The organism is Methylobacterium brachiatum, assembly GCF_020523825.1.
Taxonomy (GTDB): domain Bacteria; phylum Pseudomonadota; class Alphaproteobacteria; order Rhizobiales; family Beijerinckiaceae; genus Methylobacterium; species Methylobacterium brachiatum.
This window is the reverse complement of sequence record NZ_JAJALK010000012.1, coordinates 165,703-192,700: the sequence shown is the minus strand read 5'-3', so window position 1 is coordinate 192,700 and position 26,998 is coordinate 165,703. Positions and strand designations below refer to the sequence as shown.

Here is a 26,998-nt window from a genome sequence, read left to right as displayed (position 1 = left end):
CCTTCACCGGACCTCACAAGCAGGGATCGTCCGCCGCCTCGAGCCGGCCGCTGGCGATCGCCTCGCGAAACAGGGCGAAATCCGCGGCGTTGCGCTCGGCATAGGCCCCGGCCCAATCGGCCAGGGCTTCGCGCAGGTCCGGGCTCTTGCCGCTGCCGCAATAGCCGGCGATGGCGGCCGCATCGCCGGTCCGGGCATGCGCCCGGGCCAGGAGTGCCCCGTAGGCATACGAGAAGGTCAGGAGCGGCGGGCCGGACATCTCGGCGAGGGGGATCGCGCCCTTCAGGTTCTTCATCTGGCGTACGTAGTACGGTCGGCCATCGATGCTGGTCCAACCGAGCAGCGGATCGCCGACCGCCTGGAGCAGGCGCTGGCCGTAGATCACGCGCTCGCCCTCGTGGCCGGCATAGGGCTCGGGCATGCCGGGCAGGTACGGCGCGTGGGCCGGGCGGACCGCCTCCTTGACCTGGAGGAACAGCGCGTCCCGGTCGGAATTCCCGCAGAGCAGCGCCACGTAGGCCCGCGTCCCGACGCTGCCGACCCCGACGACCCGGTGGGCGACGTCGATGACCTGGTAGCGGTTCAGCATGAACCGCCGCTCGCGCGGCAGCGTCTCGGCGTAGCGCTCGAGCCCGGTGACGATCCTCTGCCGCGTGGCGGCGTCGACCGGGGTGAGGATCGGCGGGTCGGTCCGGAACCGCCAGCCGCCGTCGATGCGCCGCTCGGCGACCTGGGCGAGGAGGCTGCGGTTGTTCTTGCGCCGCGCCTTGTCGACCGCGCGGCGGACCACGGCGCGGGCCTCCGAATCCATGCGGATCCCGCCGAGATGGGCCGTATCCGCCGGGGTGGTCTGGTACCACACCTCCAGGGAGCCCTGCGGGGCCAGCCGCCGCATCGTGTGCTGGTATCCCGAAACCGCCGTCATCACGGCCGCGCGGCAGGGTTCCGGCGCTGTGCCGGCATCGGCCGTGGCGACCGCGATGCCCGCGCAGAGCCGCTTCAGATCCCATTCCCACGGGCCGACCGTGACCTCGTCGAAATCGTTGAGGTCGAGCACGATCTCCCGCTGCGGCGTGCCGAACAAGCCGAAATTGTCGATATGCGCGTCGCCGTTCATCACGACGTCGATGCCGCTGCGCGGGCCGCGCGACAGGTCCCAGGCCATGACGTGGGCGGCGCCCCGGAGGAACGCGAACGGGCCCGTCGCCATCCGGGCGACCCGGAGCGGGATCAGATGGGCCTGCCGGCCGTCATGGGCGGCCTCGATCAGGTCGATCGGATCGGGGCGATCCGGCTCCGAATCCAAGGACGCGTGCGCGTGGTGCGGAACGGTCGCCCGCAGGGCCTTGCCGGCCTGCCGGCGCTTGTCCCAGGGCTCGACGCCGGCCCGGAGATCGATCCGCGGAAAGTCTGCCAGCGGCGCCAGGACCACATCGTCGGCCGGGGGGTCGGAGGCCGGGAGCGGCGCCGCAGCGCGCGTGTCGTCGCTTCGCACCTGGTCCATGATCTCCCGCCGAACCGTGTGCCGGACAACCTTGACCGTACTCAGTCGTTCCGAAACCGACCAATCCCCGTACACGATAGGATTGGCCGGGCTCTGTGACCATTCAGCCCCCGGCGGGTCTTGACCCCTCTACAGGGCCGCCATCTAACCGGTCGCGTATTCGAAGAGAGTCCTTCCCGGTCCGCGCCGCGCGGATCAGACCGCGTCGGTGATGGACGGATCGGGGATGGACCGGACGGCGCCGCCAGGCGTCGCATCAGGTGGGACATCACATGCCCAAGGGCTCAGATCTTCTCGTTGCGGCCCTCGAGAACGAGGGCGTCGACCGCATCTTCGGCATCCCCGGCGAGGAGAATCTCGACGTGGTCGAATCGCTGCGCACCTCCAAGATCGAGCTGGTGCTGACCCGCCACGAGCAGGCGGCGAGCTTCATGGCGGCGACCCATGGCCGGCTCACCGGCCGGCCGGGCGTGTGCCTCTCGACCCTGGGCCCGGGCGCGCTCAACTTCTCCACCGGCGCCGCCTACGCCCATCTCGGCGCGATGCCGATGATAATCATCACCGGCCAGAAGGGCATCCTGTCCTCCCGCCAGGCGAAGTTCCAGATCGTCGACGTGATCAGCTCGATGAAGCCGATCACCAAGATGGCCCGGCAGATCGTCTCGGCCTCGTCGATCCCCACCATCGTGCGCGACGCCTTCCGGGTCGCCACCGAGGAGCGGCCCGGCCCGGTGCTGCTGGAGCTGCCCGAGGACATCGCCGCCGAGGAGGCCGAGGCCAACGTCGTGCCGCCGCATCCGATCGACATCCCGGTCGCCCATCCGGCCGCGATCGAGCGGGCCGCCGCCATGATCCTCAAGGCCAAGCGGCCGCTGGTCATGCTCGGCGCCGCCGCCAGCCGGCCCCGCGCCACGGGCGACCTCGGCGGCTTCGTGCACCGCACCCAGATCCCGTTCTTCACCACCCAGATGGGCAAGGGCACGGTCGCCAGCGGCACCGACCTCTACATGGGCACCGCCGCGCTCTCCGAGCGCGACTACGTCCACGAGGCGATCGACAAGGCCGACCTGATCATCGCCATCGGCCACGACACGATCGAGAAGCCGCCCTTCTTCATGGGCCAGGCCGACCAGAAGGTGCTGCATATCGGCTACATGCCGGCCAATGTGGAGCAGGTCTATTACCCCGACGCCGAGGTGGTCGGCGATCTCGGGCCGACCCTCAAGCTGCTCGCCGACAAGCTGGAGGGCAAGCTGCCCAACGCCGGCGCCCTGCTGCATCTGCGCGAGCACATCCTCGGCCACATCGCCGACAGGGCCGGCGAGGACCGCTTCCCGGTGACGCCGCAGCGGCTCGTGCGCGACGTCCGCCGTGTGATCCCGGAAGACGGAATCGTGTGCCTCGACAACGGCATGTACAAGATCTGGTTTGCCCGGAACTACCGCACCTACGTCGCCAACACGCTGCTCCTCGACAACGCGCTCGCCACGATGGGCGCGGGCCTGCCCTCGGCCATGATGGCGGCGATGCTCTATCCGCGTCGCCGGGTCATGGCGGTGTGCGGCGACGGCGGCTTCATGATGAACAGCCAGGAGCTGGAGACCGCGGTGCGGCTCAAGCTCAACCTGGTGGTGCTGATCCTCGACGACTCGGCCTACGGCATGATCCGCTGGAAGCAGGCGGTCGACAAGTTCGCCGATTACGGGATGACCTTCGGCAATCCGGATTTCGTGCTCTACGCCCAGTCCTACGGCGCCAAGGGCCACCGGGTCGAAGCGGTGAACGATCTGGTGCCGACGCTCGATCGCGCCTTCGCCGAAGGCGGCGTTCATCTCGTCGCCGTACCGATCGATTATTCGGAGAACACGCGCGTTCTCGTCGAAGAGCTGCGCGAGAAGGTGAAGGATTTCGAGCCGGCCGAGTGATCCCGTCGAAGACCCGATCCCGGCACGACAACAGGGCAGCGCGATGAACCCGTTCACTTTCCAGACCACCCCGAACGTCCTGTTCGAGGCCGGCGCATCCAAGAAGCTGCCGGAGATCGTCGGCACCTTCGGGGCAAAGCGCGTGCTGCTCGTGACCGACAAGGGCGTGCGCAAGGCCGGCCTGACCGAGGCCGCCGAGTCGGCGCTGGCGGCCGCCGGCATCGCCATCGACGTCTACGAGGACGTGGTCGCCGACCCGCCCTCCACGGTGATCGAGGCGGCGGCCAAGCGCGCCCGGGAGCTGGGGACGGATCTCGTCCTGTCGATCGGCGGCGGCTCGGCGCTCGATACCGCCAAGCTGGTCGCCTATCTGGCGAAATCCGACGAGGCGCTGGATTCGATCTACGGCGTGGGCCTGGCCAAGGGCGACCGGCTGCCGCTGATCCTGGTGCCGACCACCGCGGGCACCGGCTCCGAGGTGACGCCGATCTCCATCGTCACGACGCCGACCACCGAGAAGAAGGGCGTCGTCGCGCCGAAACTCCTGCCCGACTGGGCGGTGCTCGATCCCGAGCTGACGCTGGGCCTGCCGTCGCACGTGACGGCGGCCACCGGCATCGACGCCATGGTCCACGCCATCGAGGCGTTCACCAGCAAGAACAAGAAGAACCCGATCTCGGACCAGCTCGCCAAGCAGGCCCTGGCCCTGCTCTCGTCCAATATCCGCACCGCCTGCTCGGACGGCCGCAACCTCGAGGCGCGCTCCGGCATGCTGCTCGGCTCGATGCTCGCCGGCATGGCCTTCGCCAACGCACCGGTGGCGGCGGTGCACGCGCTGGCCTATCCCGTCGGCGCGATCTTCCACGTGCCGCACGGGCTCTCCAACGCCCTGGTGCTGATGGGGGTGATGCGCTTCAACCTGTCCCACGCGGAGGCACTCTACGCCGAGCTGGCGCCGATCCTGGACCCGGCCGCCGCCGACCTGCCGCCGGCCGAGGCCGCCGCCCGGTTCGTCGAATGCCTCGACGCGATCTGCCGCGACTGCAAGGTCCCGGCCTCGCTGGCCGAGGTCGGCGTGGCCCAGAAGGATCTGGAGCGGATGGCCACCGACGCGATGAAGCAGACGCGGCTCCTCGTGAACAATCCGCGCGAGGTCACCTACGACGACGCCTACGCGATCTATGCCGAGGCGCTCGGCGCGGCGCGCCCGGCGGCCTGATCCCCGGAGGGCCGCCGACCCGCGACCGCATCCTTCGAGGCCGAACGATCTCCGATCGTCCGGCACCTTGGGCAGAGGGGCGGGTTCGGGATTCGGTGGGGTCCGACCGGCATACGCTGGACTTGAACGCTCATACCGGCATCGCGAAGCCGGACCGGCCGGGAGAGACGCCGTCATGGATCAGTTCGACGCGTTCAAGGCGATGGGCGAATTCTGGACCCGCGCCGGCGCGGGGTTCTTCGCCCCGGGGGCCGCGCCGGGCTTCGCCTGGCCGAACCCGCCGCAGTCCGATCTCTCCGGCCTCGCCACGGCGCAGAGCCACCTCGCCCAGGCCTGGGCCTCGGCGACCGCCTTGTCGCAGACCCTGACCGCGTCGCTGCAGGGCGGCGCCGGCGCGCCGGACCCGACCGCCGGAGCGGTGCTGACCCGGATCTTCGACCCGCAGGCCTGGCTCGGCGGCTCGGCCGAGTTCGACGCCGCGCTGACCCGGATGGCCGAGGGCCCGCAGCTCGCCGACCTGTGGCAGACCGAGCGGCGCTACGGCGCGCTGTTCACCGCCTGGGCGGCTTTGCGCCGGGCGCAGGCCGAGCATCAGGCGGTGATGCTCAACGCCTGGACCCGGGCGGCCGGCACCTTCGCCAAGGAGGCCAACGACCGCGCCGAGCGCGGCGAGGGTTTCAGCTCCGCCCGCGAGATGATGACCCGCTGGACCGAGACCGCCAACGCCGTGCTGCTGGAGGTCCAGCGTTCCGAGGCGTTCCTGGCCTCGCAACGGGTGGTGCTGAAGGCGTCCACCGACCTGCGGCTCGCCCAGCAGGACCTCTCGGCCTTCCTGTCGGATTTCTACGGGCAGCCGACCCGGGCCGAGCTCGACGACGTGCACAAGAGCCTGACCGAGCTGCGCCGCGAGGTCCGGGCCCTGCGCCGGGAACGCCGGGAGGCCGCCCGGGTCTCCAGGACGAACGGCACCGCCGCGCCGGCAACGGAGGATGCGCATGGCTGACAAGGGCACCACCGACACGGGCACCACCGAAACGGGGGCCGCAGGCCGGGACGCCCCGAAGGCTCCGACCGCGCCGCTTCCGCTCAACCCCGCCGAGATGCTGGCCGAGGTCGCCGAGCTCGGCCGCCGGATCAGCGCGGGGGCCAAGCTGTTCTCGGACGTGCGCGACGCCGACGTGCAGATCGCGACCACGCCCAAGGACCTGGTCTGGAGCCAGGACAAGGTCTCGCTCTACCGCTACCGGCCGCTCGCCGAGAGCAAGGGCCTGCCGCCGGTGCTGATCGTCTACGGGCTGATCGGCCGCTACACGATGGCCGACCTGCAGGAGGACCGCTCGCTGGTCCGCAACCTGCTCAATCTCGGCCTCGACCTCTACGTGGTCGACTGGGGCAATCCCGGCCGGGCCGACCGCTACGTCACCATCGACGATTACGTCGACGATTACCTCGCCGAATGCGTCGCCTTCATCGGCCAGGCCGCGGGGCGCGAAAAGATCAACCTGCTCGGGATCTGCGAGGGCGGCGTCTTCACCACCTGCTACGCGGCGCTCTACCCGGAGCGGGTCAACGCGATGGTGCTGACCATCACGCCGATCGACTTCCACGCCGACACCCGCGAGACCCGGGCAGGCCACGGCTTCATCAACGTCTGGACCCGCTCCCTGTCGCCCGAGGATGTCGACCGCCTGATCGACGCCCAGGGCTCGCTGCCCGGGGCGTTCATGGGCTCGGTGTTCTCGATGATGACGCCGATGCGCACCATGACGAAGTACAACCTCGACTTGCTCGACGCCCTCGACGACAAGAAGAAGTTCCTGAACTTCCTGCGCATGGAGAAGTGGATCGCCGACCGGCCGGACCATCCGGGCGAGGCGGCCAAGCAGTGGCTCAAGGACCTCTACCAGGACAACAAGCTGGTCCAGAGCACCTTCGTGCTCGGCGGCCGCACGGTCGACCTGAAGCGCATCGCCTGCCCGGTGCTGAACGTCTTCGCCCAGGACGACCACATCATCCCGCCCGCCACCTCGCAGGCGCTCAAGGACAAGATCGGCACCGACGACTACACCGAGCTCGGCCTGCCCGGCGGCCATGTCGGCGTCTTCGTCGGTGGCAAGGCGCAGAAGTTGCTGGGCTCCGGCATCGCCGATTGGCTGGGTGCGCGTGGGTAGCTGTGTGTCATGGTCCACGGATCGGATCGGCGCGGTCCGAGTCTCGCCGAGACGCGGGCTCGCTGCCTGTGGCCGATCCAAATCTCCCCCTCATCCTGAGGTGGCGGCGCGCAGCGCCGCCCTCGAAGGACCTCTCCAGAGGCCGCCGCGATCCCTGGGGGGCTCCTTCGAGGCCGAACGATCTGCGATCGCCCGGCACCTCAGGATGAGGGGGATGGGTGGGATCGGGCGGTTGCTCAACTGCTACTTCGATGGCGGCGATCTCAACTTCCAGGCTCCGAGGGTGACGGCATGGGCAGCCTGAAGAACAAGATCGTCAGCGCCGACGAGGCGCTCGCCATCCTGCAGGATGGCGACATGGTCGCGGTCTCGGGCTTCGTCGGCATCGGCACGCCGGACGAGCTGATTCTGGCGCTTGCCCGGCGGTTCGAGGCCGGCCAGGGGCCGCACGGGCTCGGGCTGATGTTCGCGGCGGCGCCGGGCGACGGCAAGGAGCGCGGCCTCAACCGGCTGGCGATCCCGGGGCTGGTGCGTCGCGTCGTCGGCGGCCACTGGGCCCTGGTGCCCAAGCTCGCCAAGATGGCGATCGACGGCCAGATCGAGGCCTACAACCTGCCGCTCGGCGTCGTGTCGCATCTCTACCGGGAGATCGCCGCCCACACGCCGGGCCACATCACCAAGGTGGGCCTGCGCACCTTCGTCGATCCGCGGCTCGAAGGCGGCAAGCTCAATGCCGTCACCCAGGAGGATCTCGTCAGCGTGGTCGAGCTCGGCGGCGAGTCCTGGCTGCACTACAAGGCGTTCCCGGTGAACATCGCGCTGATCCGCGGCACCACGGCGGATCCGGCCGGCAACATCACCATGGAGCGCGAGGCGCTGACCCTCGACAATCTCGCCGCCGCCATGGCGGCCAAGAATTCCGGCGGCTTCGTCATCGCCCAGGTGGAGCGCCTGGCCGAGGCCGGCTCGCTGGCCCCCCGCGAGGTGCAGGTGCCCGGGGTGCTGGTCGATTGCGTCGTGCTGAGCCAGCCGGAGAACCACCGCCAGACCTACGGCACCGCCTACAACCACGCCTTTACGGGCCGCCAGCGGGTGCCGCTCGACCGGATCCCGCCGATCCCGCTCGATGCCCGCAAGGTCATCGCTCGGCGCTGCGCCTTCGAGCTGCCCCCGGGCGGCGTGGTCAATCTCGGCATCGGCATGCCCGAGGGGGTCGCGGCGGTGGCCGCCGAGGAACGGGTGCTGCGCTACCTGACGCTCACCGCCGAGCCCGGGGTGATCGGCGGCCTGCCGCAGGGCGGGCTCGATTTCGGCGCCGCGCTGAACCCGGCGGCGGTGCTGCACCAGAACCAGCAATTCGACTTCTATGACGGCGGCGGCCTCGACCTCGCCTGCCTGGGGCTCGCGCAATGCGACGCCGAGGGCAACGTCAATGTCAGCCGCTTCGGCAAGCGGCTCGCCGGCGCGGGCGGCTTCATCAACATCTCGCAGAACGCCAAGAGCCTGGTCTTCGCCGGCACCTTCACGGCCGACGGGCTGGAGGTGGTGGTCGAGGGCGACGGCATCCGGATCGTCACCGAGGGTCGCTCCCGGAAGTTCATCGCCGCGGTGGAGCAGGTAACCTTCTCGGGCGCCTACGCGGCCGAGCGCGGCCAGCCGGTGCTCTACGTGACCGAGCGCTGCGTGTTCCGCCGGACCAAGGCCGGCATGGAGCTGGCCGAGGTCGCCCCCGGGATCGACATCGAGCGGGACATTTTGGGGCAGATGGGCTTCGTGCCGATCGTGCAGGATCTCAAGCCCATGGATCCGCGGCTGTTCCGCGATGCCGTGATGGGCCTGGAACCCTGGCTCCTGGGGCTCTCCCTGTCGGAGCGGATCACCTACGACCGGGAGCGCAACATCCTGTTCTCGAACCTCGAGGGCTTCCAGGTCCGGACCATCGACGACGTCGAGCTGGTGCGGCGGGAATACGAGCGCGCCTGCCAGGAGATCGGCCGCAAGGTCCACCTGATCGCCAATTACGACGGGTTCGAGATCGACCCGACGGTGAGCGATGCCTATTTCTCGGCGATCGCTTATCTGGAGAACCGGTACTACGAGACGGCCTCGCGCTACACGACGAGCGCGTTCTTGCGATTGAAACTCGGCGCCTCGTTGGCGAGCCGCGATCTGGCTCCCCATGTTTTCGAGACAAAAGCCGAGGCGCAGGCGAGGAATACGGCCCAGAGCGCGCCCCTCAAGTCGCGGACGGAACTGTCTCAGCCGGACAGGCCGCAGCCGCCGAAGGAACCGTTGAATGCCTGAGTCCGACACACTCACCCTGAAGGACCGCAGCCTCCTGGTCGAATCCTGCCTGATCGGCGGGGAATGGTCGAAGGCCGGGTCCGGCACGATCGACGTCACCAACCCGGCCACCGGCGCCGTGATCGCCCGGGTGCCGAATGCCGGCGCCGAGGAGACGGCCCAAGCGATCAAGGCCGCTCACGCGGCCTACCCGGCCTGGCGCGCCAAGACCGCCAACGAGCGCGCCGTGCTGCTGCGCAAGCTCGCCGCCCTCGTCACCGAGAATCAGGAGGACCTGGCCCAGATCCTCACCGCCGAGCAGGGCAAGTCGCTGACCGAATCCCGCGGCGAGGTCGCGATGTCGGCGGCCTACGTGCTGTGGTTCGCCGAGGAGGCGCGGCGCGTCTACGGCGACGTGATCCCCTCCCCGTGGGGCGACCGCAAGATCCTCGTGACCAAGGAGCCCGTGGGCGTGGTCGCGGCGATCACCCCGTGGAACTTTCCGTCCTCGATGATCGCCCGCAAGATCGCGCCGGCGCTCGCGGCCGGCTGCCCGATCGTGATCAAGCCGGCCTCGCAGACCCCGCTCTCCGGCCTCGCCTGGGGCGTGCTGTGCGAGAAGGCCGGCTTCCCGGCCGGGACGGTCAGCATCCTCACCGGCTCGGCCCGGGCCATCGGCGGCGAGATGACCGGCAACCCGCTGGTGAAGAAGATCACGTTCACCGGCTCGACCGAGGTCGGCAAGGTGCTGCTGGAGCAGGCCTCGCACACGGTGAAAAAGGTCTCGATGGAATTGGGCGGCAACGCGCCGTTCATCGTGTTCGACGACGCCGACCTCGACCGGGCGGTGGCCGGGGCGATGCTCGCCAAGTACCGCAATTCCGGCCAGACCTGCATCTGCACCAACCGCTTCCTGGTGCAGGACGGGATCTACGACGCCTTCGCGGACAAGATGGCCGAGGCGGCCAACCGCCTGAAGGTCGGCAACGGCGTCGAGGACGGCGTCGCCCAGGGGCCGCTGATCGACATGGCGGCCGTGGAGAAGACCGAGGCCCATATCCGCGACGCCGTCGAGAAGGGCGGCCGGGTGGTCGCGGGCGGGCATCGCCACGCGCTGGGCGGCCAGTTCTTCGAGCCGACCGTGATCACCGGCGCGACCCCCGACATGGCGGTGGCCCGGGAGGAGACCTTCGGGCCGCTGGCGCCGCTGTTCCGGTTCCGCGACGAGGCGGAGGCGATCCGCATGGCCAACGACACCGAGTTCGGCCTGGCCTGCTACTTCTACACCCGCGACCTCGGCCGGACCTTCCGGGTCGCCGAGGCGCTGGAATACGGCATGGTCGGGATCAACGAGGGCATCATCACCACCGAGGTGGCGCCCTTCGGCGGCGTTAAGGAATCCGGCCTCGGCCGCGAGGGCTCCTACCAGGGCATCGAGGATTACCTGAACACCAAGTACCTCTGCGTCGGCGGCCTCGGCGCCTGAGCCGGAACGCCGATCCCGGGCGCACCCGGGATCGGCCCGGTCAGGCTCAGCGGGCGCTCGGCGCCGTGCTGCCGCCGGCGGGCGCGCCGGGCGTGCCGGTCCGCGGGGCGGTGGTGGAACCGGTCGTCGCGCCCGGACGGGCCGGGGCGGTCTGTTCCAGGGAACCCTGCCCGGTGCCGCCCACGGCGCCGGACTTGTTCACGTTGCCCTGCCCGGCGCCGCCGGTGGTCGGGGCCTGGGCCAGCGCCGCTCCGGAGAGCGCCAGCGTCAGGGCGGCAGCGAGGGCGAGTGTGGTCTTCGGCATGGGTGGTCCTCTGGCTGGATCGCTCGGATCCCGTGGGAGGCAAACCCCGGCGCCGGCGGAATGGTTCAGCGGGCCAGCGCCGCGCGCCACCCGGTCCAGGGCCAGCGCAGGCTCGGGTCGGGTTTGCCGTCCGCCGGGGTGATCGCCACGGTGGCGGTGCGGCCGCTGACGAGGCGGGGATCGCTCGCCGCGCCGTCGAGCGCGATCCGCACCGGGATGCGCTGGGCGAGCCGCACCCAGGCGAAGGTCGGGTTGACGCTGGCCAGCAGGTTCGAGCCGTCGGTCCGGCCGGTCTCGGCGATGCCCCCGGCGATGCTCTCGACATGGCCGCGCAGCGGGGCGCCCTCGCCCATGAGCTGGATCGTCACCGGGGCGCCGACGCGGATGCGCGGCAGCTTGGTTTCCTCGAAATAGCCCTCGACCCGAAGGGTGTCGCGGTCGATCAGCGCCATCACGCCCCGGCCGGTGGTGACGTAGGCGCCGGGGCGCAACTCCATGTTGGCGATCCGGCCGTTGACCGAGGCGCGCACCGCCGACCGCTCCAGGTTGAGCTTGGCGAGGTCGCGGTCGGCTACGGCCTGCTCGTAGGCGGCCTTGGCGTTGAGGTCGGTGGCCCGGGCGGCCTCGACCTTCTGCTGCGAGACGGCCGCGTCGCTGAGCTTGTTGTACCGGGCGTAGTCGGCCGCGGCCTGCTCCGCCATGGCCTTGCGGCCCTCCACCAGCGCCTCGGCCTGGCGCAGGCCGAGACGGAAGCGGTCCGGGTCGATCCGGAACAGCACGTCGCCCTTGCGGACGTTCTGGTTGTCCTCGACCAGCACCTCGGTGACAAGGCCGGACACGTCGGGCGCCACCGCGACCACGTCGGCCCGCACCCGCCCGTCCCGGGTCCAGGGGGCGTTCATGTAATAATCCCATAGGGCGAGGCCGACGATCGCCGCCGCGGCGACCATGCCGAGCGTGACAGCGAGGCGGCCGACGAGGGAGAGCAGGCGGGTCATGACAGGATCCGATGGGCGAGGGCGATCACGCCCCCGAGAAGCAGGACGTAGAGGGCGAGGTCGAAGAGCGGCCGGTGCCAGACTAGGCGGTAGAAGCCAGTGGCCGCGAGCAGGCGGCGCACGGGCACGCTGAGCAGGAAGGCTGCGACCATCCACAGGGCCAGGGTCGGCACGAACACGCCGTAGAGATCGAATTCGCCCCTCATGCCGCGATCTCCTGGGGGGCCGGGGCCCGATAGGCCGGCGCGTCGGGGAAGAGGCCCCGGCGCAGGCCGGTCAGGCCGATCAGCGCGGCCCTGCGCTCGGGCGAGTCCGCGGCGGCCGCGACGGCGTCGAGCCCGGCATCGAGGGCGGAAAGCAGGTCGGGGCCGGGGACGGCCGAACGGCTTCGTGTCTGCCGCGCGACCAGGGCGAGGACCTCGTCGATGCCGCGGCGCGCGGCGCCAGCGAGGCGCCGCCGGACCCGCCGGACCTCGACCAGGTTGATGCCCACCCGGACATCCGCCAGCAGGTCGCCGGCCGCCGCGGCATCGTCCGCCGGGATCGCGGCCAGACGCGGCGCGATCAGGCCGACCCGGTCGAGCATCAGGGCGGCGAGTTCGAGGCCGTGCCCCGCGCCGCCGCCCTCGGCGGCCGTGGCCAGGCTGCGCCGGTTGATCCGCAGCAGCCGGCGGGCGATCCGGCCCGCCCCGAGGGACCGGACCAGCCGGATCACGACGGCCGCGATCCACATCCCGGCCACCGAGGCGAGCACCGAATTGGCGAAGGGCGCGAACTCGCCGGTGTAGCCGTTCTGGAGCGCGATCAGGGTCGCGCCGTTCACCGCCGCGCCCATCCCCATGGGCATCGTCCGGGGCTGGGTCATCATCAGCCCGCAGAGGATCAGCGGCGGGGCGAGCGCCAGGGCGAGCATCTCGTAGGTGGTCACCACCGGCAGGACCGCGAACAGGTAGAAGCCGGCGACGAGCGCGCCGACGATGGCCGAGTTGGCGAAGCCGAGGATCGGCTGGGCCGGATCGTCCAGGGCGGCGAACAGGCAGCAGGTCACCGCCGCCATCATCGGTGCCGCGGACCCGTCGGGCCAGCCGGTGCCGATCCAGACCGCGCAGCAGACCAGGATGCTGGCGAAGGCCCCGAAGGCCGAGAGCGCCGCCAGCCCGTGATCCCGATGCCGGACGCGATGGACCTGCGCCGTGTAGGTGAAGGCCAGCGGCGTCGGCTTCGTTCCGGCTATGAGGTGACCGCGCAGCGCCCGGAGATCGAGCCGCAGGTCGATCACGTCGCGCAGCCGCGCTGTCAGGCTCGCGAGCAGCAGCGTGTTCCAGTCCGGGGCACGGCCCAGCGACGGCTCGACCGCGTCGACCCGCTCGCGCAGCCGCGCGGCCTCGGCGGCACAATCCCCCTCCCCCGCCAGCCAAAGTGCGATGTCCGATAGGAGCGCCCGGACCCGCGCCGGCAGGGCGCCGGCCCGGTCGAGGGCGCGGACGCGGTCCGCCAGCGCGGCGACGATCGGCAGGACCATCAGCATGTGCTGGCGCAACGGCGCGAAGGCGGCGGCGGCGCGCTCGGCGCCGCTCGCCTCGTTGCGCAAGGCGAGCCCGAGCCCGTCCAGGGCGATGGCGTCCGAGGCGAGGCGCAGGCGCCGGGCCCGGCTGTCGTCGCCGGCCTGCGGGGCGCGGGCGCCGTTCAGCGCGGCGAGCGTCCATTCCCGCGCCTCCGCCAGCCAGAGGTCGAGGCGGCCGGCGATGACCGGCGCGGCCGATTGCGGCAGGACCAGCGTGGCGGCGAGGCCGGCACAGAGGATGCCCAGGGAGATCTCCTCCGCGCGGGCCACGGCGGTGTCGAAGATCGTCCCCGGGTCGTCGACCGCGGGAAAGCCGATCAGGGCCGCGGTGTAGCCGGCCAGCATCGGCAGGTAGCTCGCCGGCGTCCGGTCGAGGATGGCGACGTAGAGGCAGAGCGCGACCCAGAGCGCGATGGCGAGGCTGAGCAGGATCGGGGCGTTCACCAGGTTCGGCACCAGGACGACGGTCATCGCGGCGCCGAGCACGGTGCCGCAGACCCGGTAGATCGCCTTCGACCGCGTCGCTCCCGACAGGACCTGGCTGGTGATGTAGACCGTGCCCACCGCCCAATAGGGCCGCGGCAGGTCGATCCAGAGAGCCAGGAACAGGGCGAGTAGAGCCGCCGCGCAGGTCTTGAGGGCGAAGGCCCAGTCACGCCATCCGGGAAGGGTCACGCCGCCGACTCCCGCGTCGTCTCGCCGGGATCGCGGATATGGGCCTGGAGCGCCGCGAAGACCCGGAGGCTCGCCTCCAGATCCGCGGCGCTGATCTCGGCGAAGAGGCGCGCCCGCAGGGTGGCGAGCTCGGTCTCGATCTGCGCCACCATCGCGCGCCCGCTCGCCGTCAGCGCGATCACCTTCGCGCGCCGGTCGGACGGGTCCTCGCGGCGCACCACCAGCCCGGCGGCGGTCAGCTGGTCGAGGAGCCGCACCAGCGACGGACCCTCGATCCCCACCGCCTCCGCCAGGGCGTTCTGGCGCGGCTCGCCGGCCAGCCGCCCGATCATCACCAGGGGATACGCGGTGGCGTCGGACAGGCCGTGCACCTCCGCGACCGCGTTGGCGGCGCGCCGCCAGGTGCGGGCACCGGTCTGCAGGGCATGGGTATAGGCTTGCCGCAGACGCATCTGCGCCTCGGGATCATCCGCGATCGGCATGGGGCCGGGTCTCCCGCCACGACGAGGCCCACGACGAGGCGATCGCGGGTGGTTAAGCTCGTAAGCTTATAGATAGCATCATATCGATTTGCATGCGAACGAGTTTGGTAAACCCAGGATTGCGGCGACTGCATGCCGGCTCCCGTCGCCGCCGGGAATCGCCCGAAAGCGCTTCCTTATGCTTCGGCGATTGCGACCGCTCCTTGTCACCGGGCTGATTGCGCGGGTGGGATCGCTCCAACCCGCTCGCGCCGTACCCGGATTCCTTCAGTGCTTCGGGCGTCCGGAAGAGCGGCGGACGTCACGCGTCAGGGCGCGGAGCCGTAGGATTGCCGCTCGTCGTCGCTGATCGGGCGGATGACCCGACAGGGATTCCCGGCGGCCAGCACCCCGTCCGGGATGTCGCGGGTGACGACGCTGCCCGCGCCGATGACGGTGCGGGAGCCGATGGTCACGCCGGGCAGGATCAGGGCGCCGCCGCCGACCCAGACGTCCGAGCCGATCTCGATCGGCTTGCCGTATTCCTGCACCCGCCGCAGCGCGGCGTTGAACGGGTGGAGCGGTGTCAGGATCTGAACGGCCGGGCCGAACAGCGTGAAGCTGCCGATCCGAACCCGGCAGACATCGAGGACCACGCAGTTGAAATTGAAATAGACCCGCTCGCCGAGCTCGATATTCGATCCGTAGTCGCAGAAGAACGGCGGCTGCATCCACACCGTGTCGCCGCCCGCCCCGAAGATCTGCGTGCACAGGTCCCGGCGGCGGTCCTCCTCGGCATCGCGCGTGGCGTTGAGCGCCTGGCAGAGATCCCGGACCCGGGCGCGGGCCGCGACCAGCTCCGGGTCGAGCGCGTCGTAAAGCTCGCCCGCCAGCATCTTCTCACGCTCGGTCCGCATCGGCATCCTCCCGGTCTTCGCGCTGCATCGATGCGGGGCCGGTACCAGTCGACCCGCATCGGCGCCGGTGCGGCGCTTCCCAGCGCTCCCGGCGATGCGTACATATGTACGCATCGGACGCGGATGCCAACCGTCGCCCGGCGGCGATGATCGTTTCCAGGAGTTCCGTGTGCCCCCGTCCCAGCGCCGCTACGACCCGGACCGCCGCGCCCGCATCGTGCAGGCGACCCTCGACGTGATCGCCGAGCACGGTGTCGCCGGGACGACGCATCGCCGGGTCGCGGCGGCGGCCGACGTGCCGCTCGGTTCGATGACCTACCATTTCACCGGCCTGGTCGAGCTGCTGACCGAGGCCTTCACCCTTCTGGCCGACACGGTCTCGGCGCGTTTCACGGAGCGGCTGGCCGCCGCCTCGAACCGCGCGGAGGCCTGCGAGGCCGTGGTCGACCTCGTCGTCGACGACAGCTGGGCGACCCCCCGGACCATGCTGCTGAGCTACGAGCTCTACGCCTTCGCCGCCCGCAATCCGCCGCTGCGCCTGGTGATGCAGGGCTGGATGGAGAAGAGCCGCGCGGCCCTGCGGCAGCACTTCTCGGCCGACACCGCCAAGGTGCTGGACGCCATGATCGAGGGCCTGTCGATCCACCGTTCGGTGGATGTCGCGCCGATGGACCGCGCCGAAATCCGGGCGCTGGTCGGGCGTCTCGTCGGGGCGGACGGCTGACGGGCCTCTGTCCCGGCGGCGAAATCCCGCCCGTCAGGCCGGTTGGGTGTTGTGGATCTGGTCGAAATCCAGGGCCGCCGTGTCGATCACGATCTGCGTCCGGCTGATCACCTCGAGCTTGCGCAGGATCTCCGAGACATGGGCCTTCACGGTCGAATCGCCGACCTGCAGCTCGTGCGCGATCTGCTTGTTCAGCTTGCCCTGGCGGATCATCATCAACACGCGCAATTGCTGCGGCGTGAGCCGGGCGAGGCGCTCGGCCAGGGGCTTCTTCTTGGCCTGCGGCGCTGGCGCGCTCGCCTCGGCGAGGCCCGGGGGCAGGAACAGGGCGCCGCTCATCACCTCGGTGATCGCCCGGGTCAGGGTGGTCTTGTCCATGGCCTTGGGCACGAAGCCGGCGGCCCCGTGCTGCAGGGCCTCGCGGACGATGCGCGGATCCTCGTGGCCGGACACGATCAGGATCGGGATGCGCGGGAAGCGGGCCCGGATCGTGATCAGCCCGTCGAAGCCGGTGACGCCGCGCATGGACAGGTCGAGCAGCGTCAGGTCGATGCCGCGGTTCTCGGCGAGCACCGCGCAGGCGGGCTCGATCCCGTCGGCCTCGTGCAGGACGGCGTCCGGATGGGCCAGGCGGATCGTGGCCGCCAGGGCATCGCGGAACAGCGGGTGGTCGTCGACGATCAGGAGATGCACGGACGGGGCGGTTTCTTGCTCGAGATCCAGCTTCGGGGCCCGCTGGATGCCTGAAAACTGATCGATGCGGCCCCGCGGCGCAAGCGGGTGCTGAACTTGCCGCCCCCGTGCCCCATCCCGGCCCCTGCGCGGGCCGGCTTATTCGGCCGGCGTGGAGGGTGAGGCCCGGTCGATCCAGGCGCGGGTCTGCGCCAGGACCTCGTCGGAGAGCGCCGGATCGTCGCTCATCCGGGCCAGGATCATCGCCCCGACCATGGCGGCCCAGCTCCCGATCGCGGCCTGGCGGGCGCTTTCGGGCTCCGCGGCGCCGTCGGTGAGCCGGGCGATCTGCCGACGCAGGCCCTCGGTCATCGTCGCCCGGGCTTCCGGCGCCTGCCGGATCGTGTCGCTGGCGAGCGCCGCCACCGGGCAGCCGCTCGCCGGATCGTCGCGATGGGCGGGACTGAGATAGCGCGCCGCGAAAGCCGGCAGCGCCAGGGGCCCCGGCTCCGAGGCCACGACGAGCTCGGCCAGCGCGGCGGCGATCAGATCGTCCTTCGATCGGAAATGGCCGTAGAACCCGCCATGGGTGAGGCCGGCCTCGCGCATCACCTCCGCGACCGTCACGGCCTCGAAGCCGCGGTCCCGGAACAGCCGCCCGGCCGCGTCGAGGATCCGACGCCGGTTCTCGCCCATCTGCTCGCGGCTGACCTTCATGTGCGCAATCTCACGCCTCTGGGACAGGGTCGGCTTGACCTCAATCATGATCGTCATCATGTTTGCTTTACATGATAGCGATCATGTTTAGAGATAGGGATCCCGCCCATGTCCAGCAAGCCTGCCATCCTGATCACCGGCGCCTCCTCGGGCATCGGCGCGGTCTACGCCGACCGCTTCGCCCGGCGCGGCCATGACCTCGTCCTCGTCGCCCGGGATGCCGCTCGCCTCGAGACCCTGGCCGAGCGCCTGCGGCGGGAGGCCGGCGTCGCGGTCGACGTCGTCCAGGCCGACCTGACCCAGCCGGCCGACCTCGCCGCGGTCGAGACGCGCCTGCGCATGGATGCCCGGATCGGCGTGCTGGTGAACAATGCCGGCGCCGCGTTGAACGGCAGCTTCGTCGGCCAAGGCCCGGACCAGATCGGCAACCTGATCGCCCTCAACGTCACGGCCCTGACCCGGCTCGCCGCCGCGGTCGCCCCGCGCTTTGCGGCCGAAGGCACCGGCACCATCGTCAATATCGGCTCGGTGGTCGGCTTCGCCCCGGAATTCGGTATGGCGGTCTACGGCGCCACCAAGGCCTTCGTGCAGTATCTCAGCCAGGCGCTCCACATCGAGCTCGGGCCGAAGGGCGTCTACGTGCAGGCGGTCCTGCCGGCCGCGACCCGGACGGAGATCTGGCAGCGCGCCGGCATCGACGTGAACGCCCTGCCGGCGGTCATGGACACCGACGCCCTCGTCAATGCCGCCCTGGTCGGCTTCGACCGGCGCGAGACCGTGACCATCCCACCCCTGCCCGATGCTGCGCAGTGGGACGCCTATGACCGGGCGCGGACCGCGATGATCCCCAATCTCGGCCAAGTGCAGCCGGCGGAGCGCTACCGCATCGCCGCGTGAGGCGGCTCGGGGGCGGCGCGCTCACGCAACCGCCCCGGGCGACCGTGCGCCCGTCCCTTCGGCCCGCACGGCATCGAGGAACGCCCGCAGCACCGGCCGCATCAGCCGGCGGCTCGGGTAGTAGAGGAAGAAGCCGGGGAAGCGCGGGCACCAATCCTCCAGCACGCGGACCAGCCGGCCGGCGGCGAGGTCGTCACTCACCTGCGCCTCGAACAGGTAGGCGAGGCCGGCGCCCATCCGGGCCGCCTCGGCGACCAGCCGCATATCGTCGAGGATCAGGTTTCCCGAGACCGAGACGGCCACGGCCGCGCCGTCCTTCTCCAACTCCCAGCGGAACAGGGCGCCGCCGGCGAAACGGCGGTTGATGCAGATGTGGTCGTGCAAATCCTGCGGCGTCAGCGGCCGTGGACGCTGCGCGAAATAGGACGGCGCCGCCACGATGGCCGCGCATTGGGCGGGGCCGAGCGGCACCGCGATCATGTCCTGCTCCAGGCTCTCCTCGAAGCGGACGCCGGCGTCGAACCCTTCCGCCACGATGTCGCGCAGGTCGTCCTGCGCCCGGATCTCGATCGCGACATCGGGATGCGCGCGGGTGAACGACGCCGCGAGCGGCAGCATCAGCATCTCGGCGGCCGAGTGCGGCACCGAGAAGCGCAGGGTCCCCGAGAGCCGCTTCTGCGAGGCGGTGGCGGCCTCGACCGCCTCGTCGATCGCCGCCAGCGCCGGTTCGAGCCCCGCGAGCAGGCGCCGGCCGGCCTCGGTCGGCGCGACGCTGCGGGTGGTCCGGGCCAGGATCCGGATGCCCAGGCTCGCCTCCAGGCCGTTGATCGCGTGGCTCACCGCCGACACGGACAGGCCGAGATCGCGGGCCGCCCCGCGAAAGCTGCGGCGCGCCGCGACGGCGGCGAAGATCGCCAGGGCGGGAAGGTCGGTGCGTCTCACTGTTGAGCCGGATAGGACAGGCTGCGCCGGGAAAGACGTATTATCCTATGGCGGCCCTCTGCGCAGAGTCCCGGCGGCTTCGGCCTGGGGACTCACAGGGGAATCACATGCAACAGCGTCGACTCGGTTCCGAACTCTCCGTCTCCGCCATCGGCCTCGGCTGCATGGGCATGAGCTACGCCTATGGCGGCCAGCCGGAGGCGGAGGCCATCGCCACGCTACGCCGGGCGGTCGAGCGCGGCATCACATTCTTCGACACCGCCGAGATGTACGGCCCGTTCGAGAACGAGAAGCTGGTCGGGAAGGCGCTGGCGCCGTTCCGCGATCGGGTCGTCATCGCCACCAAGTTCGGCTTCAAGATCGCCGAGACCGGCCAGGGCCGGGACCGGATCGTCGGTGTCGACAGCCGCCCCGAGCATGTCCGCGCCGTCTGCGACGCCTCGCTGCGGCGCCTCGGCGTCGCGGTCATCGACCTGTTCTACCAGCACCGGGTCGATCCGGCGGTGCCGATCGAGGACACGGTCGGCGCGATGGCGGATCTCGTGCGCGCCGGCAAGGTGCGGGCGCTCGGCCTGTCCGAGGCCGGCGCCGACACGATCCGGCGCGCCCACGCGGTCCATCCGATCGCCGCGGTGCAGAGCGAGTATTCCCTGTGGAGCCGCGAGCCGGAGGCCGCGGTGCTGCCGACCTGCGTCGAGCTCGGCATCGGCTTCGTGCCCTACAGCCCCCTCGGGCGCGGGCTGCTCACGGGGGCGATCCGCGACCGCGGCAGCCTCGCCGCCGACGATTTCCGCCGCACCCTGCCGCGCTTCGAGGCGGAGAACCTCGCGGCCAACCAGAGGCTGCTCGACGCGCTGGCGACCCTGGCGGCCGACAAGGGCGTCACGCCCGCCCAGCTCGCCTTGGCCTGGGTGCTCCACCGGGGCGACGGCATCGTGCCGATCCCGGGCGCCCGCAAGATCCGGCACCTCGAGGAGAACGCCGCCGCCGCGGAGATCGTGCTGAGCGCGGACGACCTCGCCGCGATCGACGCCGCGATGCCGCCCGAGGCGGTCAGCGGCCGCCGCTACACCGACGCCGCCCTGGCGCTGGTGGACGGCTGATCGCGGTCCGGGAGCCGGCGCCTCAGGCCGTCGCGGCTGCCGCGACGGTTTCGGCGATGGCCCGCGCCCGCGGGACGAGGCTCGCGACCTCGAGATATTCCTCGGGCGAGTGGGCCTTGCCGCCGACCGGGCCGACCGCGCAGAGCGTCGGGCAGCCGACGCTCGCGGTGAAGCCGGAATCGGCGCAGCCGCCGGCGAACTCCCCCTCGACCCGGGCGCCGTGCTGGGCGCTGACCCGCGCATAGGTCTCGAACAGCGCCCGCGAGGCGGCGTCCTGCACCAGGGGCAGGAACTCGCCCTTGATGGTCAGCTGCGCGCGGGTCTCGGGCACATGCGTGTCGGCCACGATCGCGGCGATCCGGTTCATGGCGTCGTCGCGATCGGGCGGGGTGACGTAGCGCAGGTCGATCTCGCAGGTCGCACGGGGTGCCACGGTGTTGACCGACTGGCCCCCCGAGATCAGCCCGACATTGACCGTGATGCCACGGTCGAGATCGGTGATCGCGTGGAGCGCGATGATCTTGTGGGCGAGTGCCCCGATGGCGCTGCGCCCCTCGGCGTAGTTGCCGCCGGAATGGGCGGCCCTGCCCAGGACCTCCAGATGCATGAACACGCCGCCCTTGCGGCCGGTGACGACGTTGCCGGTCGGGCGGCCGGGCTCCGCGTTCAGCACCGCGCGGGCGCCGCGGGCGGTCTCCTCGATGATCGGCCGGCAGGCCGGCGAGCCGATCTCCTCGTCGCTGGTGAACAGGCCGACCAAGGGCACCGGCGCGCCGCCGGCTCTGTGGAAGGCCGCCAGCACGAAGGCGTTCATCACCAGCCCGGCCTTCATGTCCGCGACGCCCGGCCCGTAGGCGCGGCCCTCCGCGATCCGGAACGGTCGGTGAGCGACCTCGCCCTTCGGGAAGACGGTGTCGCGGTGGCCCATCAGCACGATCGGCCGGTTGGCGCCCCCGGACCCGGCGACCTGGGCCTTGAGCGCGTCGCCGTAATCCTCCACCGGGATGGTGGTGACCGAGACGCCGTGTTCGGCCAGGAAGAACGCGATGCGGGCGCCCACCGCATCGACCCCGGCCTTGTCGTAGGAGCCGGAATCGATGTTCACCAGCTCCTCGAGCAGGGCCAGCATCGCGCCCTCCTGCCCTTCGAGCCAGCGGATCGCGGCGGCGTCTTTCTCGGTCATCGAACTGTGCTCGGCAAATCTGGCGGGTGAAAACAACCCGCGACATCCATCATTCCACGTCTGCGCGCCGGCTTGAAGCGGCGCAGATCCTGGCCGCCGGGGGCTGTCGACGCGCCACACCGGCAAGGTCCGCCCCGCCGCGCGTGCAGGGCGGGCGGCAACAAATCGACTGGCGTTCATGTCCGAACTCCGCATCGCGGGCCTGGAATGGCGGTGGGGGTTGCTGCGCTGTCGCGCGCCTCCGCTCACCGAGCCCGCGTCGACATACTCCGGCCCAGCCTTCGCCAGCCCGCGACGAGGCCGGTCAGCGCGATCCCGGCGGCGAGCAGGTTCAGGAGCCATTGCGCGGCGTCGCGCAGAGCGGGGCGGCCGGTCAGGATCGGCAGGTCGAGGCGGTGGAGGGCGTCGAACAGCCAGCGGTTGATGCGGCCCGACCGGTCGAGGCGCTGGAGGATCGTGCCGTCGCGCGGGTCGATGTGGAGCCAGGTGGCGGCCGGGTCGTCGAAGCGCAGGCGCAGGACCGGCAGGGGCCGTGGGTCCGCCCCGTGCGGGTACCAGTAGGAATCGTAGGCTTCGAGCTGCCGGGCCGCGCGGAGGTGTCCCGCGGGGATCGCCGCGATGGCGGCTTCCGCCAGGGTGGCCACGTCAGGGCCGGTGCCACCGTCCGAGGCGACGGTGCGCAGGCCGTCCGGCGCCTCGGCGACCAGCCACCAGCGGCCGCCGAGGGCGGTGAACCGCACGGCCCGGGCGTCCGGTCCGGCGAGATCGGGCAGCCGACCGGCATCGACCCCGATGGCGCCGGGCGTCCCGGCATAGGCGGCCCTCATCCCGGCGGGCGGAATGCTCGACGCGAACCAGCGGTTCGGGTTCATGGAGATCCAGCCGCTCACGATGAACGCCCCGAGCCCGAGCCCGCCCGCGAGGCCGAACAGGTGGTGCCAGCGCGCCAGCCCGCGATAGGGCGTCACGGCGCCCCTGGCGTAGCGACGGCGCAGGCGCAGGCGCCAGATCCCGATGGCGAGGCCGCTGAGCGCCCCGAGGGCGGCGAGCCCCGAGAGCCAGAGCAGGACCGTGCGCCACAGCTCCGCCCGGGCGCGCAGGGGCGTCAGGTAGATCCAGTGCGGCACCGAGCCGAGCCAGTTCCAGGCGCGCTCGAACCGGGTCGTGTCGAGGGCGATCTCGCCGGTGACCTGCGAGACGTAGAGCTCGGTCCCAGCGGGATCGCCGAGGGCGACCTTGTGGAACGGCCGGAGCGGGTCGTAGCGGGCGGTGACGGTCCACTGGTCCCGCTCCACCGGCTCGACGCGGGCGCCCGGCCGGTCCCCGGCGGCGAGCCGCAGGGCCGCCTCCGCGTCGACCGGGCCGAGCCGCGCGCCAGTCCGGCCCGAGACCGTCACCCGCGCCCCGTCACGGCCGGTGATCCGGTAGACCGGCTCGGCGCCGCCCATCTCCAGAGCGAACGCGGCCGGCACGCCCGCGACGCCCGCGGTCGCGAGCGCCGCATCTGGCGCGACCGCGACCTCGCCCCAGGCGATCGGCGCGAGGCGTGCGAGGCGCTCAGGCGGCGTGAGCGCCGGGAACGGCACGTAGAGCATCACCAGCCCGGAGCCGATCCACAGGGCGAAGAACAGGGCCGTGGCGATCCCGGCCCAGCGGTGGAACAGGAGCAGCCAGCGGCGGGCCGCCTTACCGGCCCAGCGCCTCACCAGGTCACCGTGTAGGCGAGCTCCACCGAGCGCGGCCGGCCCAGCAGCCAGTTGGTGCCGACGCCGTTCACGGCGTTGCCGCTGATCGCGTAGACCTTGTCGAACAGGTTGTAGACCCGCAGGCTCAGGCGCGAATCCACGGTCACCTGATGGTCTAGGACGAGGTTGACCAGGTTGTAGGCCGGGCGCCGGGCCGTGTTGGAGAAGTCGCTGTAGACCTGGCCGACATTCTGGAGCCCGACCCGGGCGGTCCAGTCCCGGGAGACGTCCCAGGTGAGCCAGAGATTGGCGACCCGCTCGGGCACGTTGATCGGCTGGTTGCCGGCATACGAGACGGTGGCGCCGTTCACGCTCTGGTCGAAGGCGTCGTATTGCGCGTGCAGCAGCGCGAGGTTGCCGTCGAGCCGCCAGCCCGGGGCGAAGTGCCAGCCCAGCGCCAGCTCGAAGCCCTGCGAGGATTGGCTCCCGACCTGGGTCGACAGGGTCGGCTGGCCCGGCACGGCGGAGATCAGGTTGTCCTTGACGATCCGGTAGCCGGCCACCGTCCATTCGAGGGCGCCGTCGAAGGCGAGCCCCTTGGCGCCGATCTCGACCTGCGTGCCGGTGGCGAGCTGGAACCCCGCCAGCGACTGATTGAGCGTGATGAGGCTGTTCACCGGGTCGGTGGCGAAGCTGTACTGCGCGTAGAGCGCGCTGTCCGGCGTCGGGTTGTAGACTAGGCCGAACCGGTAACCGAGGGCCCGGTAGGTCTTCTCGAACTGCGATCCGGTCTGCAGGTCCTCGCGCTGGAGCGTCGGCACGTCGAGGCGCATGCCGGTGAGGAACGAGAGCTTGTCGGACAGGATCACCCGGTCCTCGGCGAAGACTGAGGCCTGGCTGGTCTGCGTGGCGTAGGCCGGCCGCGCCCGCCCGTTCTGCGGGAAGTAGCCCGGATCGTAGCCGGTCAGTGGCACGCTGGTAGCCTGGTCGAAATAGAAATTGTTCGTGTGGCGGAAGTCGATGTGGTTCACGTCGAACCCGACCGCGAAGGCGTTCGGCAGGCCGAACAGGCTGCCCTTGACGCTGGCGTCGAGGCGATTCCCGATCTGTTCCTGGCTGTGATAGATCTCGAGGTAATCGCCGCGATCGACCAGTCCCGTCCCGCGGTTGTAGCTGTATTGCTCGACATCGAGCCAGTGCCGCCGGCTGGTGAGCCGATAGGCGGTGTTGCGCACGATGATGTCGGCCGAGGGGGTCCACTCGGTCTTGAACTGGGTCCAGTTATCCGCCCAGGTGATCTTCGCGTCGCGGACGTTGTAGTTGTTGAACCGGATCAGGTCCGGGATTCTGCCTTCGACCAGGGGCGTGCCCCAGTAGCGCGCCGGCTCCTGGTAGCCGAGATCGTGGCTCACCGTGAAGGCGAGGTCCGGGCTCGGCTGGAACAGCAGGGCGGCCGAGACCGCGAGGTTGCGGAAATCGCCCTCCGGCCGGATCCAGCCGTCGGCGCGGTTACCGCTGACGTTCAGGCGATACGCGAAGGTCTCGCCGAATTCCTCCCGGCCGAGCGCCCCGCCCGAATCCAGTGCGAGCCGCGCGACGCCGTCGGTGCCGATCACCGCGCGGGCCGTGTTGATCGGCACGAAGACCGGCTTCTTGGGCACGACGTTGATGACCCCGCCGATGGCGCCGTCGCCGTAGAGCACCGAGGACGGCCCGCGCAGCACCTCGATGCGCTCGACGTTCCAGGTGTCGAACGGGAACGTGACCGTGTTGGCGCCGACATAGAAGCGGGTGCCGTCGTAGAGCTGCTGGATCGAGTTCGGCCCCGCGAAACCGCGGGACGTGAACGCGCCGTTGCCGTTGCCCGGCGCCGCGATCGTGGTGATGCCGGTGGCGTCCTGGGTCACCGCCTCGGCGATCGTGTCCTGGCCGCGCAGCCGCGCGGTCTCGCCGGACACGATGTCGACGCTCGCGGGCGTCTCCAGCGGCGTCAGGCCGAGCCGGCTCGCGGTCCGGTCGGGGGTGCGCAGGTTCAGCCCGGTCGGGGCGGCCCGGGTCAGGCTGACGCCGCCCTCCCCCTCGACGGAGAGCTGGTCGAGGGCGACGCTCTCCTGGGACGCGGCCGGGCTCGCCAGGAGGGTGAGGAGGGCTCCGCAGAGCGGCGCGCGCCGGCTGCGGAGAGGATTTTTCGAGCGGGACATGGCGTGCGTGAATCCGTGCGCGGCGGCCGCCGGCCCGGATGTCCTATAAGCAATGTTATAACATTGCTATCCGTGCAGGCCGGGCTTCGCGCTCGTCGAGCGCAAGGGCTCGGGCGGAGGATCGGGCCGCGCGAAGACGCGGCCGGGATCGGCACGACAAGGGAGGGCATCGGGAACCGGGACGCGGGCGCGCTTGCTGTGGCACGTCACCGCGAACGAGGCCTCGCCGACCGCGCTCGCGCACGGGCGTCTCGACACCCGCCAGGACACCCCGCCCGGCGCGTTTCGCGTGTGACCACGGCTGACGGCAGGTCTCCTGGCTCGCGGGTCGCCGCCCTCGCACCGTCTTCCCGGGCCGAAACCCAGTGACGTGGTGGTGAAGGGCTCACCGCTTACAGTTGCGGGGACAGCCGCGGCATCGGGACAAGACCCCTCACCGCGTTCCCTTTTGATCCCCGAGGGGAACCGTCGGCAATCAGCTTGGCCGTGTGCCGCTGGGACGTCAAGCGTCTGGATATCTTCGGTTGTGGGCGGGTCCCTTCCGCACCGGCCTGGACGACCGGCTGCACGTCAGGGGCATTGGCGGGCTCGCCGGGCGCGGATGTGATAGCAAGTCTTTTTGCAACTCGGCTTTGTATCGATGGGTGATCTTATCAGTCATTCACCCCATGTGTTGCAGAAAATGAAACACTTACGAGAAAAATTTCTCGATGATTTGCCCGATATTGAGCATCATCACAGGTTACATAGGGTCGTTGTCGGTGGAACCACTGGTGATCTGCCGCGTATATCGGCCAAGCTGATGAAAGGGGGAGGTAACAAGATCGTCTCACGGGACGTACGAGACATCTATATAAACCGATGGTCTAGAGCTGACGTAGACGAGGGGGACGCGATGAGTATCACGTATCAACTGGAAAATCCGGGTCATCCCGGCGGTTTCGTGCGGCGCAATATTTTGGAGGCGCGCAACCTGACCGTCATGGCCGCGGCCAGCTTGCTCGGCGTGACCCGTCAGGCGCTGTCCGACTTCCTCAACGAGAAGACGGCACTCACGGCGGAGCTGGCCCTGCGCATCGAGACGGTGTTCGGGTGCAGCATGGAAACGCTGATGGAGCTGCAGACGCGCTTCGAGATCGCCAATGCGCGCAAGCACCAGGCCGAGATCCAGAGCGAACTCGCCGCCGCGCCGCGCGTCCAGGAGCCGGTCGATCGGCCCGAACCGATCGTCAAGCGCGCATACGCGATCGGGTGAGATTCGTCCTCGGCGGCGCGGATAACCTGGCCTGAGCCGCAGGGACGATCCCAGTTTCGGCGGCGGGCACGCTGCGCGTCGGCCGGGATGTCGAAACGCGCCACCCCATGAA

General features: G+C 70.7%; 23 protein-coding genes and 1 riboswitch. Of the genes, 10 read left to right on the top strand and 13 right to left on the bottom strand.

Going from position 1 to position 26,998, the window contains the following annotated elements; translation table 11 throughout:
* Positions 1-13 precede the first annotated feature (13 nt).
* A complete protein-coding gene (locus tag LGR69_RS23560) occupies positions 14-1,504 on the bottom strand; it encodes a DUF2252 domain-containing protein (RefSeq protein ID WP_230367520.1) in 1,491 nt (496 codons plus the stop codon).
* Between the two features lie 272 nt (positions 1,505-1,776).
* Between LGR69_RS23560 and LGR69_RS23555 the strand changes: the two genes are divergently transcribed.
* The 6 genes from LGR69_RS23555 to LGR69_RS23530 all read left to right on the top strand — a co-directional run bounded on the left by LGR69_RS23555 (position 1,777) and on the right by LGR69_RS23530 (position 10,588).
* Positions 1,777-3,429, top strand: a complete 1,653-nt coding sequence (locus tag LGR69_RS23555) for an acetolactate synthase large subunit (protein ID WP_050735171.1) — start codon at positions 1,777-1,779, stop codon at positions 3,427-3,429.
* Between the two features lie 43 nt (positions 3,430-3,472).
* Entirely contained in the window at positions 3,473-4,648 is a 1,176-nt protein-coding gene (locus LGR69_RS23550) for an iron-containing alcohol dehydrogenase (RefSeq protein WP_230367519.1), read from the top strand.
* A 175-nt stretch (positions 4,649-4,823) separates the two neighbouring features.
* Positions 4,824-5,651, top strand: a complete 828-nt coding sequence (locus tag LGR69_RS23545) for a poly(R)-hydroxyalkanoic acid synthase subunit PhaE (RefSeq protein ID WP_230367518.1) — start codon at positions 4,824-4,826, stop codon at positions 5,649-5,651.
* Between the two features lie 97 nt (positions 5,652-5,748).
* Positions 5,749-6,819 carry a class III poly(R)-hydroxyalkanoic acid synthase subunit PhaC gene (gene phaC / locus LGR69_RS23540; protein WP_122162769.1) on the top strand — a complete coding sequence of 357 codons (1,071 nt, stop codon included), beginning with the start codon at positions 5,749-5,751 and terminating at the stop codon, positions 6,817-6,819.
* A 291-nt stretch (positions 6,820-7,110) separates the two neighbouring features.
* Positions 7,111-9,123: an acyl CoA:acetate/3-ketoacid CoA transferase gene (locus LGR69_RS23535; protein ID WP_230367517.1), complete on the top strand. Its 2,013-nt coding sequence runs from the start codon at positions 7,111-7,113 to the stop codon at positions 9,121-9,123.
* Positions 9,116-10,588: an NAD-dependent succinate-semialdehyde dehydrogenase gene (locus LGR69_RS23530; protein ID WP_230367516.1), complete on the top strand. Its 1,473-nt coding sequence runs from the start codon at positions 9,116-9,118 to the stop codon at positions 10,586-10,588. Before LGR69_RS23535 ends, LGR69_RS23530 begins: the two co-directional genes overlap by 8 nt.
* A 46-nt stretch (positions 10,589-10,634) precedes the next feature.
* Here LGR69_RS23530 and LGR69_RS23525 read toward each other — a convergent pair whose 3' ends face one another.
* From LGR69_RS23525 to LGR69_RS23500, 6 genes are all read right to left on the bottom strand, one after another.
* The gene (locus tag LGR69_RS23525) at positions 10,635-10,892 is read right to left on the bottom strand and encodes a hypothetical protein (protein WP_091858024.1); all 258 of its coding nucleotides are present in this window, start codon (positions 10,890-10,892) and stop codon (positions 10,635-10,637) included.
* Between the two features lie 65 nt (positions 10,893-10,957).
* Positions 10,958-11,890: an efflux RND transporter periplasmic adaptor subunit gene (locus LGR69_RS23520; RefSeq protein ID WP_122160375.1), complete on the bottom strand. Its 933-nt coding sequence runs from the start codon at positions 11,888-11,890 to the stop codon at positions 10,958-10,960.
* Positions 11,887-12,096 carry a DUF1656 domain-containing protein gene (locus LGR69_RS23515; RefSeq protein WP_091858017.1) on the bottom strand — a complete coding sequence of 70 codons (210 nt, stop codon included), beginning with the start codon at positions 12,094-12,096 and terminating at the stop codon, positions 11,887-11,889. Before LGR69_RS23515 ends, LGR69_RS23520 begins: the two co-directional genes overlap by 4 nt.
* The gene (locus LGR69_RS23510) at positions 12,093-14,129 is read right to left on the bottom strand and encodes an FUSC family protein (protein WP_230367515.1); all 2,037 of its coding nucleotides are present in this window, start codon (positions 14,127-14,129) and stop codon (positions 12,093-12,095) included. Before LGR69_RS23510 ends, LGR69_RS23515 begins: the two co-directional genes overlap by 4 nt.
* A complete protein-coding gene (locus LGR69_RS23505) occupies positions 14,126-14,611 on the bottom strand; it encodes a MarR family winged helix-turn-helix transcriptional regulator (protein ID WP_230367514.1) in 486 nt (161 codons plus the stop codon). Before LGR69_RS23505 ends, LGR69_RS23510 begins: the two co-directional genes overlap by 4 nt.
* Positions 14,612-14,919: 308 nt before the next feature.
* Positions 14,920-15,507, bottom strand: coding sequence for a sugar O-acetyltransferase (locus tag LGR69_RS23500; RefSeq protein ID WP_230367513.1), 588 nt, complete (start codon positions 15,505-15,507; stop codon positions 14,920-14,922).
* 169 nt (positions 15,508-15,676) lie between these two features.
* Between LGR69_RS23500 and LGR69_RS23495 the strand changes: the two genes are divergently transcribed.
* Complete coding sequence (locus LGR69_RS23495; protein ID WP_230367512.1) at positions 15,677-16,231, top strand: TetR/AcrR family transcriptional regulator; 555 nt, start codon at positions 15,677-15,679, stop codon at positions 16,229-16,231.
* 33 nt (positions 16,232-16,264) lie between these two features.
* Here LGR69_RS23495 and LGR69_RS23490 read toward each other — a convergent pair whose 3' ends face one another.
* Complete coding sequence (locus LGR69_RS23490; protein WP_370881396.1) at positions 16,265-16,972, bottom strand: response regulator; 708 nt, start codon at positions 16,970-16,972, stop codon at positions 16,265-16,267.
* A gap of 90 nt (positions 16,973-17,062) precedes the next feature.
* On the bottom strand, positions 17,063-17,620 hold the full coding sequence (locus LGR69_RS23485; RefSeq protein ID WP_230367529.1) for a TetR/AcrR family transcriptional regulator: 558 nt from the start codon (positions 17,618-17,620) through the stop codon (positions 17,063-17,065).
* Between the two features lie 108 nt (positions 17,621-17,728).
* On the opposite strand from LGR69_RS23485, the gene LGR69_RS23480 reads away from it, so the two are divergent.
* The gene (locus LGR69_RS23480; RefSeq protein WP_230367510.1) at positions 17,729-18,517 is read left to right on the top strand and encodes an SDR family NAD(P)-dependent oxidoreductase; all 789 of its coding nucleotides are present in this window, start codon (positions 17,729-17,731) and stop codon (positions 18,515-18,517) included.
* A 21-nt stretch (positions 18,518-18,538) separates the two neighbouring features.
* On the opposite strand, the gene LGR69_RS23475 is transcribed toward LGR69_RS23480, so the two are convergent.
* Entirely contained in the window at positions 18,539-19,459 is a 921-nt protein-coding gene (locus LGR69_RS23475; RefSeq protein ID WP_230367509.1) for a LysR family transcriptional regulator, read from the bottom strand.
* 107 nt (positions 19,460-19,566) lie between these two features.
* On the opposite strand from LGR69_RS23475, the gene LGR69_RS23470 reads away from it, so the two are divergent.
* On the top strand, positions 19,567-20,562 hold the full coding sequence (locus LGR69_RS23470; RefSeq protein WP_230367508.1) for an aldo/keto reductase: 996 nt from the start codon (positions 19,567-19,569) through the stop codon (positions 20,560-20,562).
* Positions 20,563-20,584: 22 nt separating this feature from the next.
* Here the strand turns inward: LGR69_RS23470 and LGR69_RS23465 are convergent, their stop codons facing one another.
* The 3 genes from LGR69_RS23465 to LGR69_RS23455 form a co-directional block, all read right to left on the bottom strand.
* Complete coding sequence (locus LGR69_RS23465; RefSeq protein ID WP_230367507.1) at positions 20,585-21,745, bottom strand: M20 family metallopeptidase; 1,161 nt, start codon at positions 21,743-21,745, stop codon at positions 20,585-20,587.
* 245 nt (positions 21,746-21,990) lie between these two features.
* Positions 21,991-23,451, bottom strand: a complete 1,461-nt coding sequence (locus LGR69_RS23460) for a PepSY domain-containing protein (protein ID WP_230367506.1) — start codon at positions 23,449-23,451, stop codon at positions 21,991-21,993.
* Positions 23,448-25,631 carry a TonB-dependent receptor gene (locus LGR69_RS23455; RefSeq protein WP_230367505.1) on the bottom strand — a complete coding sequence of 728 codons (2,184 nt, stop codon included), beginning with the start codon at positions 25,629-25,631 and terminating at the stop codon, positions 23,448-23,450. The genes LGR69_RS23460 and LGR69_RS23455 overlap by 4 nt, the downstream gene beginning before the upstream one ends.
* 289 nt (positions 25,632-25,920) lie before the next feature.
* A riboswitch (cobalamin riboswitch) is annotated at positions 25,921-26,116 on the bottom strand.
* Between the two features lie 155 nt (positions 26,117-26,271).
* Between LGR69_RS23455 and LGR69_RS23450 the strand changes: the two genes are divergently transcribed.
* On the top strand, positions 26,272-26,886 hold the full coding sequence (locus tag LGR69_RS23450; RefSeq protein ID WP_230367504.1) for a HigA family addiction module antitoxin: 615 nt from the start codon (positions 26,272-26,274) through the stop codon (positions 26,884-26,886).
* Positions 26,887-26,998: the final 112 nt, after the last annotated feature.